This is a genomic window from Rhizobium sp. WYJ-E13 (genome assembly GCF_018987265.1).
Taxonomy (GTDB): Bacteria; Pseudomonadota; Alphaproteobacteria; order Rhizobiales; family Rhizobiaceae; genus Rhizobium.
Window position 1 is genome coordinate 1,494,081 of record NZ_CP076853.1, and the last position, 16,418, is coordinate 1,510,498.

The following is a 16,418-nucleotide window of genomic DNA, read 5'->3' on the forward strand; positions in this document are numbered from 1 at the left end:
CTGCATGTCAGATTTCTGACAGCGCCAAGCAGAGCAATGCCGGGCGCTGTCATTATCCATAAGGCAATTTATCAGGCCGCTTTGGCCTTCTTTGCCTCGAGCTTGCGACGGATATCGGGCGCAGTCGCCTCCAGGGCAAGGCTTTCGATCGCCGAATCCAGTGACATCGACGTCTGCTCCTGGCTGCCGAGGCGACGGATATTGACCGTGCGCTCTTCCGCTTCCTTCTTGCCGCAGACGATGATGACGGGAACTTTCGTAACGGAATGTTCGCGGATCTTGTAATTGATCTTCTCGTTACGGAAGTCGGTCTCGACATGCAAACCGGCGTCGCGCAGCGCATCGGCTACTTCCTGGCCGTAGCCGTCGGCTTCCGAGGTGATCGTCGCGACGACGACCTGCAGCGGCGAAACCCACAGCGGCAGATGGCCGGCGAAGTTTTCGATGAGGATGCCGAGGAAGCGTTCCATCGAGCCGCAGATGGCGCGATGGATCATCACCGGCTGCGTCTTCTCCGAATTGCTGTCGATATAGAAGGCGCCGAAGCGTTCCGGCAGGTTGAAGTCCACCTGCGTCGTGCCGCACTGCCATTCGCGGCCGATCGCGTCCTTCAGCGTATATTCGAACTTCGGCCCGTAGAAAGCGCCCTCGCCCGGCAGGATGCCGGTCTTGATGCGGCCCTCGGACTGCGCCTCGATCGTCTTCAAGACATCGGTCATGACGGCTTCCGCACGATCCCAGAGCGCATCGGTGCCGACACGCTTATCCGGACGTGTGGAAAGCTTGACGACGATTTCCTTGAAGCCGAAGTCTTCATAGACCGACAGGATCAGATCGTTGATCTTCAGGCATTCGGCAGCCATCTGCTCGTCGGTGCAGAAGATGTGCGCGTCGTCCTGCGTGAAGCCACGCACGCGCATCAGCCCATGCAGCGCGCCCGAAGGCTCGTAGCGATGCACCAGCCCGAATTCGGCGAGACGGATTGGCAGCTCGCGATAGGACTTGAGCCCATGCTTGAAGATCTGCACATGGCCGGGGCAGTTCATCGGCTTCAGCGCAAAGACGCGGTTATCCGCTTCCTTGTCTTCAGGATGCGTCATCGCATGCGCCGATTTCACGGCGAACATGTTTTCCTGGTACCAGCCCCAGTGCCCCGAGGTTTCCCAGAGCGCAGTGTCGAGCACCTGCGGCGCATTGACTTCCTGATAGTCGATTTCAAGCCGCCGGCGCATATAGGCGACCAGCGACTGGAAGATGCGCCAGCCCTTGCCATGCCAGAACACGACGCCCGGACCCTCCTCCTGGAAATGGAACAGGTCCATTTCGCGGCCGAGCTTGCGGTGGTCGCGCTTTTCGGCTTCCGCCAGCATGTGCAGGTAATTGTCGAGATCGGCCTGCTCAGCCCACGCCGTGCCGTAGATGCGTGACAGCATCGCGTTGTTGCTGTCGCCCCGCCAATAGGCGCCGGCGACCTTCATCAGCTTGAAGGCTGAGCCGATCTGGCCGGTAGAAGCCATGTGGGGGCCGCGGCAAAGGTCGAACCATTCGCCCTGATTATAGATCTTCAGATCCTGCCCTTCGGGAATCGCATCGACGAGCTCGACCTTGTACTGTTCGCCCTTGGCAGCAAAAACTTCCTTCGCCTTCTCGCGCGACCAGATCTGCTTGGTGAAGGGCGCATTGCGGGCAATGATCTCCTTCATCTTCTTTTCGATCCTGGGCAGATCGTCGGGCGTGAAAGGCTCGTTCTTGGCGAAGTCGTAATAAAAGCCGTTCTCGATCACGGGACCGATCGTCACCTGCGTTCCGGGCCACAATTCCTGCACGGCTTCGGCCATCACGTGTGCGGCGTCATGCCGGATAAGCTCCAGCGCGCGCGGGTCTTTCCGCGTAATGATCTCGATCTTGCCGTCGGTCACGGCATCGGAAAGGTCTTGTACGGTACCGTCGATCGCAATGGCGACGGCGCTCTTGGCAAGCGACTTGGAAATGGATTCGGCGACATCCTTGCCGGTCGCGCCAGCGGGGAAGCTGCGCACCGAACCATCGGGAAATGTCAGGGAAACGGATTGGGACATCGAAATTCTCCTTGTCCAGTCCCGCCAACGAATGCGGGTGGTTGAAACGGAAGCGTCATCTACTCGCGATGCGCTGCCGCCTGATACTGATATTTGCCGTCTGAGTAAAGGAAAAGCGAGGCGATCCAGTGGCGAAACGGGATACTGCGCCTATCCGCCATAGGTCCTTATGTAGTTCGCGAGCGCCGATTTCAGGGGCCGATCGATCTCATCGTCCAGCGGCCCATCGTAAAGACCGCGTCGCGAAAGACTTCTTTTCAGGGCCGTGCGCGTGAAGGGCGAAAATACCTTCAGTTCGTCGGCAATCTGTCGATCGCCCTGCCTGATTGCCAGGAGGATGTTCTCAGCCGCATTATCCGAGATGAAGGTCGCGTCATAGGCATAGGCCAGCCGATAGGCGGCCCTTGCGAAGCCCGCGTCCGTCGCCCGCAAATACCATTTGATGGCTTCTGGGCGGTTGACGGCAGTTCCCCGACCGTCATCGTAGAGACGCCCGAGCGCGAACATGCCTGCAGCCGAATTGAGCTCGGCGGATTTCTTGTAATATTTGAAAGCGATCGCCTGATCCTGATCCTTGCCGTTTTCGTAATACCACGCAAGATTGAGGGCGCCGGCAGCAGAGCCGGCGTCGGCCGCCTTCTGATACCAGTTGCGGGCGATGGTCTGGTCTTCGTGCGTGCCGATGCCATTCTGGTAGTAATAGCCGACGGCATTCATCGCCTCGGGATATTGCTTGAAGGCCGCCATCATGAACCAGCTGAGCGCCTTGGAACGGTCGATCGGCACGCCCTGTCCATACTCGTACATATCGCCTAGAGAATATTGTGCTTTCACATTGCCGTTGGCTCCGGCTTTCGTCAGCCATTCCAAGGCCTTGTCATAGTCTTTCTGGTTTCCATCCGCCAGGCGATATAACATCCCGAGCCTGTACATCGCCTCGGCAGATTTCTTATTGGCCGCAGCTTGGTACCATTCGATCGCCTTGGTATAGTCGCGGGTGACCCCGTCGCCATCTTCATATTTGATCCCGAGCAGGATCAACGCCGAGGTGTCGCCGGCCGCCGCACCCTTCTCGAGATAGTCGGTCGACTTCCCATCATCGCGCGGCAAATTGGCGTCATTGGCATACATTGGACCAAGCTCGGCGAAGGCCTCGGTATATCCATTCTCCGCAGCAGCTTTGAACCAGTGCACCGCTTCTCTCGAATCCCGGGCTGTCCCCTCGCCTCTTTCGTATAGCAGCGCGACGGAGTACTGAGCCCTGGCCGAACCGCCTTCGGCAGCCTTGAGATACCACGCAAAAGATTTTTGGGCATCGGTACTGGTGCCGGAACCATCATAAATGCGGTCGGCAACTTCGAGGAAAGCCTTGGAATCCCCAGCATCGGCCGCCTTTCGGAACCATTCGAAAGCTTTCACCGCGTCCTTCGGAAGGCCGTCGCCCTTTTCATAACCATAGGCAAGCACCCGCATGGCGTACGTATTGCTAGCTGCCGACGCCTTCTGGAGCCATTTTAGGCCGTTTTCGATGTCTCGAGGGCCGCCCACCCCGAAATAAAGGGACTCGCCGAAATGACTGGCGCCGGTAGGACTTCCGAGTTTGGCAGATCTTTCATACCAGATACGCGCTTCGCCTTCGTCTACCGGCACACCTTTGCCTTGCTCATAAAAGGCGCCGACGTCTGACATGGCATAAGCATCCCCACGGGAGGCGGCCTCTTTCATCCAGTACATGGCTTGGCCGTAACGCGGATCAGGCATCTTAAAGAAAAGCAAAGCCCTCCCTCGGTAGCCAAGCACACTTCCTTGCGCAATTGCTCGATCCAGCAGGCCCTCAGCCTTTGCGAAGTCGCGTGTCCTTTCCTTGCCCGCGATATAGACATCTGCCAGCGTCTTCATGGCATCGCCGTCGCCAAGTTCCACTGCTTTCTCAAGTAGGTCGAGAGCCGTCTTTTTCTGAGCTTTGTCACCCTCCCTCAAATAGTGTCGCCCAAGAGCCCGCATCGCATCGGTGGAACCTCTACGCGCCATGTCGTCCAGCAGGGCAACGGCACGGACTGGGTCTTTATCCGTTCCGATGCCTTCCATGTGAAGATACGCGACGTCTATAGCCGCGGTTTCGTCGCCCTGCTCCGCTGCAACTGAAAGCAGCCCAAAACCTCTGCTGGCATCGACAGGAACGCCAATCCCATCCAGATACATCCACGCAAGGGATCTCTTGGCGGGAATGTAGCCCAGCCGGTCTGCAAGCTCGAAATAGGTTCGCGCGGCATCAAAATCCTGTGCGACACCCCACCCAAACTTATACATCTCTCCGAGATATTCGGCGGAGCGTGGATCCCCTGCTTCTCTCGCCTTTTTCAGCCACGACAAGGCTGTCTTGAAGTCACGTCCGCGCCCGAAACCGTAGGCATACGTCGTCGCCAAGTAGTCCATGGAAGCAGCATGCCCGTGAGCGGCCAATGCCTCAAAGCCGCTAAGCGCTGATTCATATTGCTGGAGGTTGAACTGGCTTGCGAGCACAAAATAGCGGGCGTCGATAGAGCCTGGATCCCCCTTCAGATAGGTTTCGCAGGCGGAAAGCGCATCTCGCCAATAAGCGAGATTGTCAATGTCTACGCCATCACGCGCCAGATGGCGGCACTTGGTTTCCGACGCGGCTGGGGCTGCGCTTGCTGCAGTTGCCAGGAAATTAACGGTGGAAAGGGCGAGAAAAAACGACCCGGTGGCAAAATACCGAAAGAGATTCATGAGTACAGCATCTGAAAAATCGTGTGGGAGCTACAGTGATATCTCCAACTTATTCAACTGCAAGTGTAATTTCCTGCCGCCGATGAAAAGCAACGAAACCGTGTTCTTCGTGCATCTAGTACTACAGTTGCGTTTTACTGGAAATCATGATTCACTTCCCGCATTTGGCGGGAGGGAAGTTCAATGTCGGTTGCGGGTTGGTCCGGGTCGGTTCTGGCGTGGCATCGTGAGCTCGATGCCTTGAAGGTGCGGTTGGGCTCGGTCTTTGGTCGCCGAGAATTGCGCGCATCGTGCGGTGCCTTTCTGGATGGGTTGTTGTCGGGAGTAGAGCGCAAGACTGGCTGGCTGATGGCGGAACAGGCAGGACTGGAGCGCCCTTATCGGATGCAATCGCTGCTGGGGCGCAGCCATTGGGATGCTGACGCATTGCGCGATACGGTTCGCGCTTATGCAATAGAGTCTCTCGGTGACGCGGACGGCGTTCTTGTGGTCGATGAGACCGGCTTCCTGAAGAAAGGCGCCCATTCAGTCGGTGTCGCACGACAATATTCCGGCACGGCCGGCCGGATCGAGAACTGTCAGATCGGTGTTTTCCTTGCCTATGCAAGCCGCTACGGTCAGACCCTGATCGATCGGCAACTTTATCTACCGAAGGAGTGGGCCGAGGATGAAGCCCGCCGTGCTTCGGCTCACGTCCCCCAGTCCCAAGCCTTCGCGACCAAACCGGCCATTGCAGCCAAGCTCATTGCCGATGCGCTGGATGCCGGCGTGCCTTGTGCCTGGGTATTGGCGGATGCGCTTTATGGTTCGGATTCCAAGCTGCGCCGGATGCTGGAAAGCCGTGGCCAGCCTTATGTTCTGGCAGTGCGCTCCAATCAATGCCTGCGCTTTGTGCGTGAGCAAGGGATCGAGCAGACCGATCCCGAAACGATGGCTGATGAGTTGAAACCGGAGGTTTGGCAGAGCCATGCAGCAGGCGAAGGTGCCAAGGGTCTTCGGCTTTATGATTGGGCCCGTATTCCTCTCAGCTCTCGCCCGGATCCACAATGGGAGCGCTGGCTTCTGATCCGGCGCAGCCGACGCGAACCCGATGCGCGCGCCTATTACTTTGTCTTTGCGCCCGCCGGTACCGAATTGAGCGAATTGGCGGGCGCTGCCGGGCTGCGTTGGACCGTGGAAGAATGCTTCCAGCGTGCGAAGGACGATCTCGGCCTGGATCATTGCGAAGCGCGATCCTGGCATGCTTGGAAGCGGCACATGACGCTCGTCATGGCAGCCGCTGCATTCCTCGCCAAACTCGGCGCCGATCTACGCCGCACCGCTGCTGGCAAACCGAACGAAACGAGTCCAAACCCGCCAATCGCCGCCTGACCAACACCATGGCCTTCGTGCCCAGCGTCGCAGAGATCCGCTATCTGATCAAACGCCTCCTGCTACAGCCCCCGATTAGAGTTCGCCTCATCTTGGCATGGTCACTCTGGCGACGCAGGCATCAAGCATCCGCAATGCTTTCTCACTACAAAGCAAGGCATCAAACGCAACTGTAGTATTAGAGGACCATCTCGAAAAGGCCGCGTACGGTGTTCCAGTTGCGCATCGTTCCCACACCCATGCGCTTTGTCGTCAGCGCCGAGAGCAGCTTGGATTGACTCGGCTTGCCGTGGAAATCGATCCAGAGATCGCAGCCGACCAGTTTCATTCGTTGCCCTTCGGCAAGAAGCGGTTTCAGCGCCTCCACCTTTTCCGGGTCGATCGGCAGGCGGTTGACGCGCACGATCACCTGATCGCCGACGCCGTCCTTGAAGGGATTGGCGCTGCAGAGTGCCATCCAGGTGCAGTCGCTGCGCACGATGATATCGACATGCTTGCCGAACTTTTCTTCAAAAGCCTCCTCCAGCTGCTCTTCGACTTCATGAGGCCGCATGTCGTCCGCCTCGAAAACGAGGTTGCCGGTGGAAACCAATGTGCGGGGATCGCGATAGCCGAGCTCTCTAGCAAGCGTGCGCAGATCCTCCATGATGACGCGTCGCTCGGAGGTCAGGACGATGCTGTGCAGAAGTGCGATGAAGGTACACACCCTATGCCTCCCTCCGCCCAAGCATGAAATAGCGCCAGGGCGTGAACCAGCGGAAACGGGATTCGAGATTATCAGGCACCGGGTCGAGCCCGCTGGTGCCGCCGGGTCCGCACCGGCCGACGCGGAAGAGCGTCATCCAGCCACCGGCCCAGAGCCCGTGGCGGGCGATCGCCTCATAGCCATATTCGGAACAGGTCGGGATATGCCGGCACGAATTGCCGACGAAGCCTGAGAGCGTCAGCTGATAGAGGCGGATCAGTCCCATGCCGAAAAGGCGGTCCGGCGTCTTGCGGAATGGCCCCTGGTAATTGCGGGAGAATTTCTGTTGTTGCTGGGCGCGCGGCTTCGGGGCAGCGGCGCGGCCCTCATCTTCCTCCTCACGCAGCAAGCAGAATTCGCACATAGCTCATGCCCCGACGGGTTCCGCGCGCTTCGCCTCGATCTGGCCGATGGCGTCAACGACGGCATCGAAGGTCAGCATGGTGGAAGCGTGGCGCGCCTTGTAATCACGCACGGGAAGAAGATAGCGCATGTCGGCAAACCGTCCATCCGGCCCTTCTCCATCCGCTTTCAGCATCACAAGCATATCCTCGCGCGCCTTGCGCACTTCGCCGGCCGTAGCGCCGACGACATGGCGCGCCATGATCGAGGAGGAAGCCTGGCCGAGCGCGCAGGCCTTCACGTCATGCGAAAACGCGCTTATCGTGTCGCCGTCCATTTTCAGCCAGATGCGCACTTTCGAACCGCAGAGCCGGGAGTGTGCCTGGGCGCTCGCATCTGCGTCTTCAATCGTTCCAGTCAGCGGAATATTGCCGGCAAATTCGAGGATTTTGCTGTTGTAGATATCATCCATGACGGATTTGGCTCCCAAAACGCCTGAAACCGACGCTAATTCCTATGTGATTGTCGTGTAAACAAAAAACACACAGTCTCACGACAGCATACTTACATAGCCGGGTCGTCTTCCTATATGTATGTCGTTCGAGGGCCATCGAAATGCAATGGCCTCGAAGAAGTTTGATTGGGAAACCGTGCCGGAAGGGTTCGAGAAAGCGAGCCCGGAAAGCCTCGGAGCCTGCCAAAGGTGCAAGAATTCCCGCTTGGGGTACCAGTGGCTAGTCCGAATACGGTCCGCATTGCGGGCCAGGAGACCATTGAATATGGACGCCATCGTCAAGAATTTTCCGCAGACCGCCCGTGAATCCGACCGCCCCTCCCAGCAGGAGGCAGAAGACGCCGTTCGCGTCCTGCTGCGCTGGGCTGGCGACGATCCTTCGCGCGAGGGTCTGCTGGATACGCCTGCCCGTGTCGCCAAGGCCTATCGCGAGCTCTTCGCTGGCTATGAGATGAGCCCGGAGGATGTGCTCGGCCGGACCTTCGAAGAGGTTGCCGGCTATGATGACATGGTGTTGGTGAAGGACATACCCTTCTTCTCCCATTGCGAACATCACATGGTGCCGATCATCGGCAAGGCGCATGTCGCCTATATGCCGGACGGGCGGGTTCTCGGCCTCTCAAAGATCGCCCGCGTCGTCGAAATCTACGGTCGCCGCCTGCAGACGCAGGAGACGATGACCTCGCAGATCGCCAAGGCCATTGACGAAACGCTGCGTCCGCGCGGCGTCGCCGTCATGATCGAGGCCGAACACATGTGCATGGCCATGCGCGGCGTTCAGAAGCAGGGCTCGACCACATTGACGACAACCTTTACAGGAACGTTCAAGACCGAACCGGCCGATCAGGTCCGATTCATGACGATGGTAAGGGGCCGCTGATACCGGCTCCCTCAGGAGGGCCGCGATGCGTGAGATGATTTTCAATCAGCCGTCGGACGATAAATCCGAGCTGGAGGATGCTGGCGATTTCACGCCGCGCTTCGACGATCGCGGCTTGATCACGGCCATCGTCACTGATGCCGGTGACGGCGAACTCCTGATGGTTGCCCATATGAATGCGCAGGCCCTGGCGCTGACCATCCAGACCGGAATCGCCCACTATTTCAGCCGCTCGCGCGGCAAGATCTGGAAGAAGGGCGAAACCTCCGGCAATCTCCAGACCGTCAAGGAAATCCGCACAGATTGCGATCAGGACGCCATCTGGCTGAAGGTCCAGGTTGCCGGCCATGACGCTACCTGTCACACGGGCCGCCGCTCCTGCTTCTACCGTACCGTCACTCTCGAAGATGGAAAGCCTGTTCTGACCATCGTCGATGACGATCTGCACTTCGATCCGAAGGATATTTACGGGAAATAGCCCAAATCCCGGTCGCCTGCCCCTTATTGCGACGCAAATCGCCTCCATATACACTTTGGAAAGGGTTCGGGGCGGCTAATGGAAATCCAAGTGTTCTGCCGGGAGAGAGGAACGCCATGCTGGGCTGGAATATGCATCGTCAAAGCGCCGAGGGCGGCAGTTCAGGCACGGCAGCGCTTCAGGATATGGCAGTTCCCCCCGTTCAACCCGCATCCGAAGAAAAAGCAAAGCTTGCTCTCGCGCTCGGCGGCGGAGCCGCTCGCGGCTGGGCGCATATCGGCGTGCTGCGCGCGCTCGATGAGGCCGGCATCGAGATCGGCATGATCGCCGGCACCTCGATCGGCGCGCTCGTCGGCGGCTGCTATCTGGCCGGCAAGCTGGACGAGTTGGAAAACTTCGCTCGCTCGCTCACCATGCGCCGCATCGCAAGCCTTCTCGATCTGACGATCGGCGGTTCCGGCCTCTTCGGCGGCATGCGGCTGACCAAGCGGATGCAGGAACATCTGGAAGGTCTGACGATCGAAGATCTCGACCGGCCCTTCGTCGCAGTCGCGGCCGAGGTCAATACGGGGCACGAGGTCTGGATCGCCAACGGCTCGCTGATCACGGCCATCCGTGCATCCTATGCCCTGCCCGGCATTTTCGAGCCGGTGCGCAGCAATAATCGCACATTGGTCGATGGCGCGCTCGTCAATCCCGTGCCGGTTTCCGTCTGCCGCAGCTATGAGCAGCCGCTCGTCGTCGCCGTCAACCTCAACTACGATCTCTACGGCCGTTCCGCCGTTGTCCGCCACAATGCCAGCCTCTCGCCAGCTGAAGTTCAGCAGCAGAAGAATGCGCCCTATGCCGCGCGGCTCGGCATGACCGGCGTCATGGTGCAGGCCTTCAACATCATTCAGGATCGTATCGCCCGCGCCCGCCTTGCCGGCGATCCGCCCGACATTTCATTGCAGCCGCGCCTGTCGGATGTCGGCCTGTCGGAATTCCATCGCGCAGGGGAAGCCATCGAACGTGGCTATGAGGAAGCCCGGGCAAGGCTGCCCGAGCTGCAGCGTATGCAGGAACTCTACGCCAGGCACCCCTGACTCACCGATCTCCAATCAGCTCGCAATATAGGCCTTGATCTCTTCGGCCTCGCGCTCGACCTCGGCGATACGCGACTTCACGACGTCGCCGATCGAGATGATGCCGGCGAGCTTGCCGTTGGCCTCGACCGGAATGTGGCGGAAACGCTTGCTGGTCATCAACTCCATGAGCTCGTTGACCGAGGTCTGCTCGTTGCAGCGGAAGACCTTCGAGGTCATGACGGAAGAAAGCGTCTGGTCGAGCCCGTCCTTGCCGGACTTGGCGACGACATGCACGAGATCGCGCTCGGTGAACATGCCGGAAATCTTGTTCTCCATGCCGACGACGACGATCGCACCGATCTTCTTCTTGCTGAGTATCGCAGCCGCCTCCGAAACCGTGGTGTCTGGCCCGGTTGTGACGACGTCACGACCCTTCAGATCGAGTATTGCTTTGACGGAACTGGCCATTCGGACCTCCTATGGCGAAAGTGAAACCCTTGTCGGGAACACAGGCTCCGCGGTGGTCTCTCCTCCAATCGCGGATCGGTCAATGGTGCACTGCTTGGGTCAGGATTGCAACTCGTCGTCAGGTTCCGGCACGGGTTCCGGCGGCAGTTTTCGGTCGAACAGCGCAAAGAGGAAAAAGCCGAAGACGAAACCGCCGATATGCGCATCCCAGGCTATCTCCTGGCTGCCGTCGCCGACAAGCGGGATGCCGACCGCGATCAGCGCGTTGCCGACCAACCAGAAAAGCATGAACATGATCACGGTGCGGCTCTGAACCGCCTGCGTGACGGACAGGCGCGGATTGAGATGCGCCGGGCCGAACATTTGCCGCCCGGAGGGGAAGGCAAAGCGGCAGGCCGAGCCCATCAGTCCCGAGACAACGCCGGACGCGCCGATAAGCAGCGCTTCGCTGCCCCAGTTCAGCGCCGTGTGCAGCGCAGCCGAGGCGACAGAAGAAAGAACCCAAAAGGCGATATATCGGGCCGTGCCGATGCGGCGCACGACCGGCGCGCCGAAGGCCATCAGCCATAGCCCGTTGAAGACGATATGCTCGACGCTACCATGCAGCAGCGAATAGGTGACGGGCGTCCAATAGAGCTGCGGCCCCTGCTCGGCGAGCGAAACGGCATAACGCAGTGGAATGAAGCCGAAGTTGAACAGGAACCAGTTGAACCCATCGACTGGCAGAAGCGATTGCACGGCATAGATCAGGATCAGCAGCAGCAGCGTGGCGAGCAATGCCGGCGGAAGATTGAAAACCGGCTGGCGCGGCGGCCGGGCGGGCGGCTCGGGCTGTGAAGGCTGGAATGCCTGGTTAGGCCCGGACGTCTGTTCATTCATGCTTTTGTCGCCTCGTCTTGAGGCCTCAGCCATACAGGAGCCGGCTTCAAAAAAAAAGCCGTCCGGTATGGCCGGACGGCTTGCCTGAGCATTCCCAAGCATCGGCCCGAACATCGAAATCGATTTTCGGAAAGCCTGATGCGTACTCAAAGAGTAGAGCGTCCCTTGTTCGCCCGAATCGGCGAACGGCGCTCTATGGATGACCTCTGCCCTGGCAGTATCGTGCAGAACTTCACTGTTCAAAGTGATGAAGAAACGGTCTCACGACAGTCCCCAGCACTCAAGCAAAACTCTTTTTTAACCTTAACTCCCCGGATTTGGCATGAAATCCGCAAGGTAGAAGGTGAAGGGGCGAAAACCGCCCGCCACTGAACCGAAATGAGACAGCGTCATGCGCCTTCAGATCACAACCGACATCTTCGACTACTGGAATGCTCTGCGCGGTGAGCAGGATGCTCCGCTGAAATCGCAGATCGAGCCTGGCGCGATCCCTCACCTCCTGTCGAGCCTCTTCATTCTGGAGACCGAGGCAGACCGGCAGATCCGCTTCCGCCTTGCCGGCACGAAGATCTGCGATCTCTTCGGCCACGACCTGCGCGGCGAACGCTTTTCCTCTCTCTGGGCCAATGGTCATAACGAAGATATCGAAAGAACCGCCAAAGGCGTCATGGATCACACCATCCCGACGCTTTTCAATGCAACGGGCTACAGCACCGCCGGCCATCACGCAGCCTTCGAGATCATCGTGATGCCGCTGCGTTCGCACGAAGGTGGCTGTGACCGCCTGCTTGGCGCCATTGCGCCTGCCGTTGCCGCAAGCTGGCTGGAGATCGTGCCGTTGGAGCTTCTTGCCCTCGACCGCAGCCGCCTGCTGCACGATAAGTTCGGTCGCGCAGCCCAGGTCGAGCCCCGTCGTCCCGTCGAAGTGGCGGCCGAAAAGCACCCCACGTTCGGCCAGGCCGTGCTGCGCGTCATGTCGCATTTCCTGCATGGGGCAACTGCTCGCTGACTGTCCGATTTTGGGTCACCGCCCATAGTACTTTAGGGTTATAGGTCGCCTGCTCCCACAACCTTCTGTTAATGGATTGGGGGTAAGGATTGGGCCTAGCAATTTCATGAAGAAGCCCTTTGATGCACTCGTTCCAGTCCGCTCAGACGCACAGACCTGCGCCGCGCCCTGAACAGGGAGTATTCCAGCGCGTGCCCATCAATATGCAGGGCCGCCTGATGCTTGCGAATTACGAGGAATTCGAGTGCGTGGTGATCGATATGTCGCCCGGCGACATGTATGTCACCTGCGCCGGCCGCCCGCGCGCCAATGAACGTGTCGTCGCCTACATCGACCATCTCGGCCGCGTCGAAGGCCATGTGCAGACGGTCGATATGCGCGGTTTCACCATGTCGATCAACGCCACCGATCGCAAGCGCGAGAAGCTCGCGGCCCAGCTCACCTGGCTTGCCAACAAACACGAGCTCGGCCTGCCGGAAGATCGCCGTCATGATCGTCTGACCCCGCGCGAGACCAAGACCGAACTCACCCTCGATGACGGCACGCTCTATATCTGCCGCATCATGGACCTTTCGCTCTCGGGCGCCGCCGTCGATTGCGAAGTGCGTCCGCCGCTCGGCACGCCTGTTCGTCTCGGCAACATGCGCGGCCGCGTCGTTCGCCACTTCTCAGAAGGTGTTGCGATCGAGTTCCTGTCGGTCCAGTCGCGCGAGACGCTGCGCGAATTCCTCTAATTCTGGCAAAGTGCGCCGCCGTTCTGCGTTCGGTTTTCGAGCTGTCAGCCTATACGGCCGATGCCGTGGAATTCCACATCCGTCATCTATCCGTTACAGACTTGAAGGATACAGCGCGCCTCAACGAAGGGCACCGTCATGTCAGTCCTGTTTCCCGAAATCGAACCTTACGAACATGGCTTGCTCGACACGGGCGACGGCAACCTCGTCTACTGGGAAGCTTGCGGTAATCCGTCTGGCAAGCCTGCGCTCGCCCTGCATGGCGGACCGGGTTCCGGTTGCTCGACAACTGCACGGCGCTATTTCGATCCTTCGGTCTACCGCATCATCCTCTTCGATCAGCGCAATTGCGGACGCAGCCTGCCGAATGCCGCCGACGCCGCAGCCGACCTCTCCCGAAACACGACCGCGCATCTCATCGAGGACATAGAGAGACTGCGCACCCTCTTCGGCGTGGAAAAGTGGACGATCTTCGGCAATTCCTGGGGCTCGACGCTGGCACTTGCCTATGCGCAAACCCATCCGGATCATGTCAGCGCTATCGTGATTGCTGGCGTTACCACGACGCGACGCTCCGAGATCGACTGGCTCTATCGCGGCATGGCGCCGCTCTTTCCGGAGGAATGGCACCGTTTCGGCGAGGCGCTGCCGCCGGCTCTTCGCAGCATCGACCGGGTAAGCGCCTACCATGGCCTCCTCAACGATCCCGAAGAGCAGGTGCGACTGAAGGCGGCGCGCGACTGGCATGAATGGGAAGCGGCCACGATTCTGCTTGCCGATCCCGCCGGCCTGCCCCGGCGCTGGTCCGATTCACACTATCTCCTGACGCGCGCCCGTATCATCACCCATTATTTCCGCGAGGGTGCATGGCTGGAAGACGGCATACTCTTGAAGAATGCCGGTCGCCTTGCGGGCATTCCCGGAATCCTCATCCACGGACGTTTCGATATCGAAGCGCCGCTTGTCACCGCCTGGGAACTTGCCCGCGCATGGCCCGGCGCGGAACTCATCGTGTTGCCGAAGGCCGCCCATTCCACTGCAAATGCAGATATTGCCGTCGCGATTGTCGGTGCGATGAACAGATTTCGCGATCTCTGACGAAATTATTTTTTTGCTGAAATTTGGGACGTGAGGCGAAATCGGCTCTTGGAGCCGCGATTCCGGCGGTTTGTGGGCTTCGATCAGGCGTCCGCCGGCTGCCGTCCCGCCGCGGCCCATTGCAGAAATTTACCCGGCATATCGAAAATCGTTAACGGCCTGTCCGGTTTCCTGCCATTTCCGGCTCGGAAACCTTTTTCCCAATCCTTCAATTTTAATCGAATTCGACACGAATACGCTCTTAATTTTAGGCGTATTCGATATGGATTTGAATCAAGTTCGTTGCGTGTTTAAATCAAGTAAGCTATTAATTTTACTGCGTAATTTTGCGTGAGATAAAAACGTCCGTGTCATTGTCATCCTCATAACGGGGAGACGATGATGGCAATTGGAAATCTTCTGAAAGGCGGCCTTCTGGCCGTTGTTATGGCAGTGGCAATGGCGGGCGCAGGACAGGCATCACCCGCCGGCATGACGCTTGCAGGCAATGCGAGCCCGCCGATCGGGCACTATGAATTCTGTCAGGCCAATCCGAGCGAATGTGCCTATGCCGGCGGCGATGCCGGCCCGGCGATCCTGACCGAGGATCGCTGGAAGGAAATTCTCAAGGTCAACTACACGGTCAACTCCACCATCCAGCCGATGACGGACAAGGAAATCTACGGTGTCGAGGAGCGCTGGGCCTATCCGCGCACCGTCGGCGACTGCGAGGATTTCGCGTTGCTGAAGCGCAAGATGCTGATCGATGCCGGCTTTTCTCCGTCAGACACGCTGATGACCGTCGTGCTGCAGCCGAATGGCGAAGGCCATGCCGTGCTGACGGTCCGCACCGACCATGGTGATTTCGTTCTCGACAACATGCGCAACAAGGTGCTGCTGTGGTCGGATACCGAATACACCTACCTCAAGCGCCAGTCCGCTGACGATCCGGCCCGCTGGACGAAGCTGCAGGACGGTCGCGCCGTGGCTGTTGGTAGCGTGAAGTAACAGGCATACCGGCCCCGGTCAGTCCCCGCATCCCCGTCCCGACCGGCGCCCAGAGCCGTTCCCGCTGTCCCGGGAACGGCTCGCTTCTTTTGTAGCGCTCCCACAAAACAGAGTTAACGGCCCATTAACTCCGCCATCTCATCATCCCCAACAGAGATTCTACACCGGCACCGACGACTCGCGTTTTTCCTGCGGCGGCCCGATATCCGAGGACGACGATGAGCCATTCCGCCACGGGCCATCTTGCCGAGCAGCCCCTTCTTTCGACCCGCTTTCTGGTTCGTGTCACTGTAACGATTGCGGTCCTGGCGCTTCTGACGGTTGCGATCAGCGTTGCCGGTCGATGGTTCGGCCGTCACATTTCACTTGCTGGCAATACGGAAAGCACCACCACGATCACGCTCGCCATCGGCCGCGATACGGTCGGCCTGCCCGCCAACACGATTCGCTTCCCGAGTGAACGTCATGACGGTGCGGCTGAACGGGTCGATCTCTACCTCACTTGGCCGGAAATGCAGGGTTACAGCAAGGACACACGCCAGCGTTTCGACGATACCGCTCAATCGTCGGGCCTGATTTTCCTGCAAATCACCCAGGGCACGATGTCGCGGGACATGTCGGGCCGGCTGGAGCCGATCTATTCGCATCTCATGGACGGTGCACCGGAGGCCTTTGCGCATGGCCTGACGTTGCATCGCTTGCGTGCCGATGCCGGCTACAGCGGCGAGGTTCTGCTGGCCGCGCCGCGTGCAGGTGCCGACGATTATGTCGTACGCTGCGTTCTGCCCCCATCTGTGGAAACGGCGACCAGCGGAGATTGCCAGCGCGATATCAAGGTCGGCAAGGACTTGAGTGTGCTCTACCGGTTCTCAAGCCGTCATTTGGCCGACTGGGGCCATATTGATGCCGCGATCAGGACCTTTGTGCAAACTCGGCTGGTGAGCCAGTCTGCAACAGTTCGCTAAAATCCCCACCAATGTCTGAAGAAACGATTCATCATAAACGGATTGGTAACGC

At 59.2% G+C, this 16,418-nt stretch carries 17 protein-coding genes; 10 read left to right on the forward strand and 7 right to left on the reverse strand.

What is annotated here, in order from left to right; genetic code table 11:
- Positions 1 to 71 precede the first annotated feature (71 nt).
- Together thrS and KQ933_RS07495 are read right to left on the reverse strand one after the other, a co-directional pair.
- Positions 72 to 2,078, reverse strand: a complete 2,007-nt coding sequence (gene thrS, locus KQ933_RS07490) for a threonine--tRNA ligase (RefSeq protein WP_216758070.1) — start codon at positions 2,076 to 2,078, stop codon at positions 72 to 74.
- A 150-nt stretch (positions 2,079 to 2,228) separates the two neighbouring features.
- A complete protein-coding gene (locus KQ933_RS07495; protein ID WP_253958283.1) occupies positions 2,229 to 4,601 on the reverse strand; it encodes a hypothetical protein in 2,373 nt (790 codons plus the stop codon).
- A 411-nt stretch (positions 4,602 to 5,012) separates the two neighbouring features.
- Between KQ933_RS07495 and KQ933_RS07500 the strand changes: the two genes are divergently transcribed.
- Positions 5,013 to 6,200: an IS701 family transposase gene (locus tag KQ933_RS07500; RefSeq protein ID WP_216755009.1), complete on the forward strand. Its 1,188-nt coding sequence runs from the start codon at positions 5,013 to 5,015 to the stop codon at positions 6,198 to 6,200.
- Between the two features lie 178 nt (positions 6,201 to 6,378).
- Here the strand turns inward: KQ933_RS07500 and KQ933_RS07505 are convergent, their stop codons facing one another.
- Genes KQ933_RS07505 through KQ933_RS07515 form a run of 3 tightly spaced genes read right to left on the reverse strand, consistent with a single transcriptional unit; the run spans position 6,379 to position 7,759 of the window.
- On the reverse strand, positions 6,379 to 6,906 hold the full coding sequence (locus KQ933_RS07505) for a DUF1697 domain-containing protein (RefSeq protein ID WP_216758073.1): 528 nt from the start codon (positions 6,904 to 6,906) through the stop codon (positions 6,379 to 6,381).
- A gap of 1 nt (position 6,907) precedes the next feature.
- Entirely contained in the window at positions 6,908 to 7,309 is a 402-nt protein-coding gene (gene yidD / locus KQ933_RS07510; protein ID WP_216758075.1) for a membrane protein insertion efficiency factor YidD, read from the reverse strand.
- 3 nt (positions 7,310 to 7,312) lie between these two features.
- The gene (locus KQ933_RS07515) at positions 7,313 to 7,759 is read right to left on the reverse strand and encodes an iron-sulfur cluster assembly scaffold protein (RefSeq protein WP_216758076.1); all 447 of its coding nucleotides are present in this window, start codon (positions 7,757 to 7,759) and stop codon (positions 7,313 to 7,315) included.
- 307 nt (positions 7,760 to 8,066) lie between these two features.
- On the opposite strand from KQ933_RS07515, the gene folE reads away from it, so the two are divergent.
- From folE to KQ933_RS07530, 3 genes are all read left to right on the forward strand, one after another.
- Positions 8,067 to 8,681, forward strand: a complete 615-nt coding sequence (gene folE / locus KQ933_RS07520; RefSeq protein ID WP_216758078.1) for a GTP cyclohydrolase I FolE — start codon at positions 8,067 to 8,069, stop codon at positions 8,679 to 8,681.
- Positions 8,682 to 8,706: 25 nt separating this feature from the next.
- A complete protein-coding gene (gene hisI, locus KQ933_RS07525) occupies positions 8,707 to 9,159 on the forward strand; it encodes a phosphoribosyl-AMP cyclohydrolase (protein ID WP_216758079.1) in 453 nt (150 codons plus the stop codon).
- Positions 9,160 to 9,275: 116 nt separating this feature from the next.
- On the forward strand, positions 9,276 to 10,244 hold the full coding sequence (locus KQ933_RS07530) for a patatin-like phospholipase family protein (RefSeq protein ID WP_216758081.1): 969 nt from the start codon (positions 9,276 to 9,278) through the stop codon (positions 10,242 to 10,244).
- Between the two features lie 15 nt (positions 10,245 to 10,259).
- Here KQ933_RS07530 and KQ933_RS07535 read toward each other — a convergent pair whose 3' ends face one another.
- Positions 10,260 to 10,694 carry a CBS domain-containing protein gene (locus tag KQ933_RS07535; protein ID WP_216758082.1) on the reverse strand — a complete coding sequence of 145 codons (435 nt, stop codon included), beginning with the start codon at positions 10,692 to 10,694 and terminating at the stop codon, positions 10,260 to 10,262.
- A 99-nt stretch (positions 10,695 to 10,793) separates the two neighbouring features.
- A complete protein-coding gene (locus KQ933_RS07540) occupies positions 10,794 to 11,573 on the reverse strand; it encodes a rhomboid family intramembrane serine protease (protein WP_216758083.1) in 780 nt (259 codons plus the stop codon).
- 138 nt (positions 11,574 to 11,711) lie between these two features.
- Between KQ933_RS07540 and KQ933_RS07545 the strand changes: the two genes are divergently transcribed.
- The 6 genes from KQ933_RS07545 to KQ933_RS07570 all read left to right on the forward strand — a co-directional run bounded on the left by KQ933_RS07545 (position 11,712) and on the right by KQ933_RS07570 (position 16,366).
- Entirely contained in the window at positions 11,712 to 11,945 is a 234-nt protein-coding gene (locus KQ933_RS07545) for a hypothetical protein (RefSeq protein WP_216758084.1), read from the forward strand.
- A 19-nt stretch (positions 11,946 to 11,964) separates the two neighbouring features.
- Positions 11,965 to 12,582 carry a PAS domain-containing protein gene (locus KQ933_RS07550; protein WP_216758085.1) on the forward strand — a complete coding sequence of 206 codons (618 nt, stop codon included), beginning with the start codon at positions 11,965 to 11,967 and terminating at the stop codon, positions 12,580 to 12,582.
- Between the two features lie 122 nt (positions 12,583 to 12,704).
- A complete protein-coding gene (locus KQ933_RS07555) occupies positions 12,705 to 13,316 on the forward strand; it encodes a PilZ domain-containing protein (RefSeq protein WP_216758086.1) in 612 nt (203 codons plus the stop codon).
- A gap of 138 nt (positions 13,317 to 13,454) precedes the next feature.
- Positions 13,455 to 14,414 carry a prolyl aminopeptidase gene (gene pip / locus KQ933_RS07560; protein WP_216758087.1) on the forward strand — a complete coding sequence of 320 codons (960 nt, stop codon included), beginning with the start codon at positions 13,455 to 13,457 and terminating at the stop codon, positions 14,412 to 14,414.
- A 381-nt stretch (positions 14,415 to 14,795) separates the two neighbouring features.
- On the forward strand, positions 14,796 to 15,401 hold the full coding sequence (locus tag KQ933_RS07565) for a transglutaminase-like cysteine peptidase (protein WP_216758088.1): 606 nt from the start codon (positions 14,796 to 14,798) through the stop codon (positions 15,399 to 15,401).
- Positions 15,402 to 15,619: 218 nt separating this feature from the next.
- Complete coding sequence (locus KQ933_RS07570; RefSeq protein ID WP_216758090.1) at positions 15,620 to 16,366, forward strand: hypothetical protein; 747 nt, start codon at positions 15,620 to 15,622, stop codon at positions 16,364 to 16,366.
- The last annotated feature ends 52 nt before the right edge of the window (positions 16,367 to 16,418 follow it).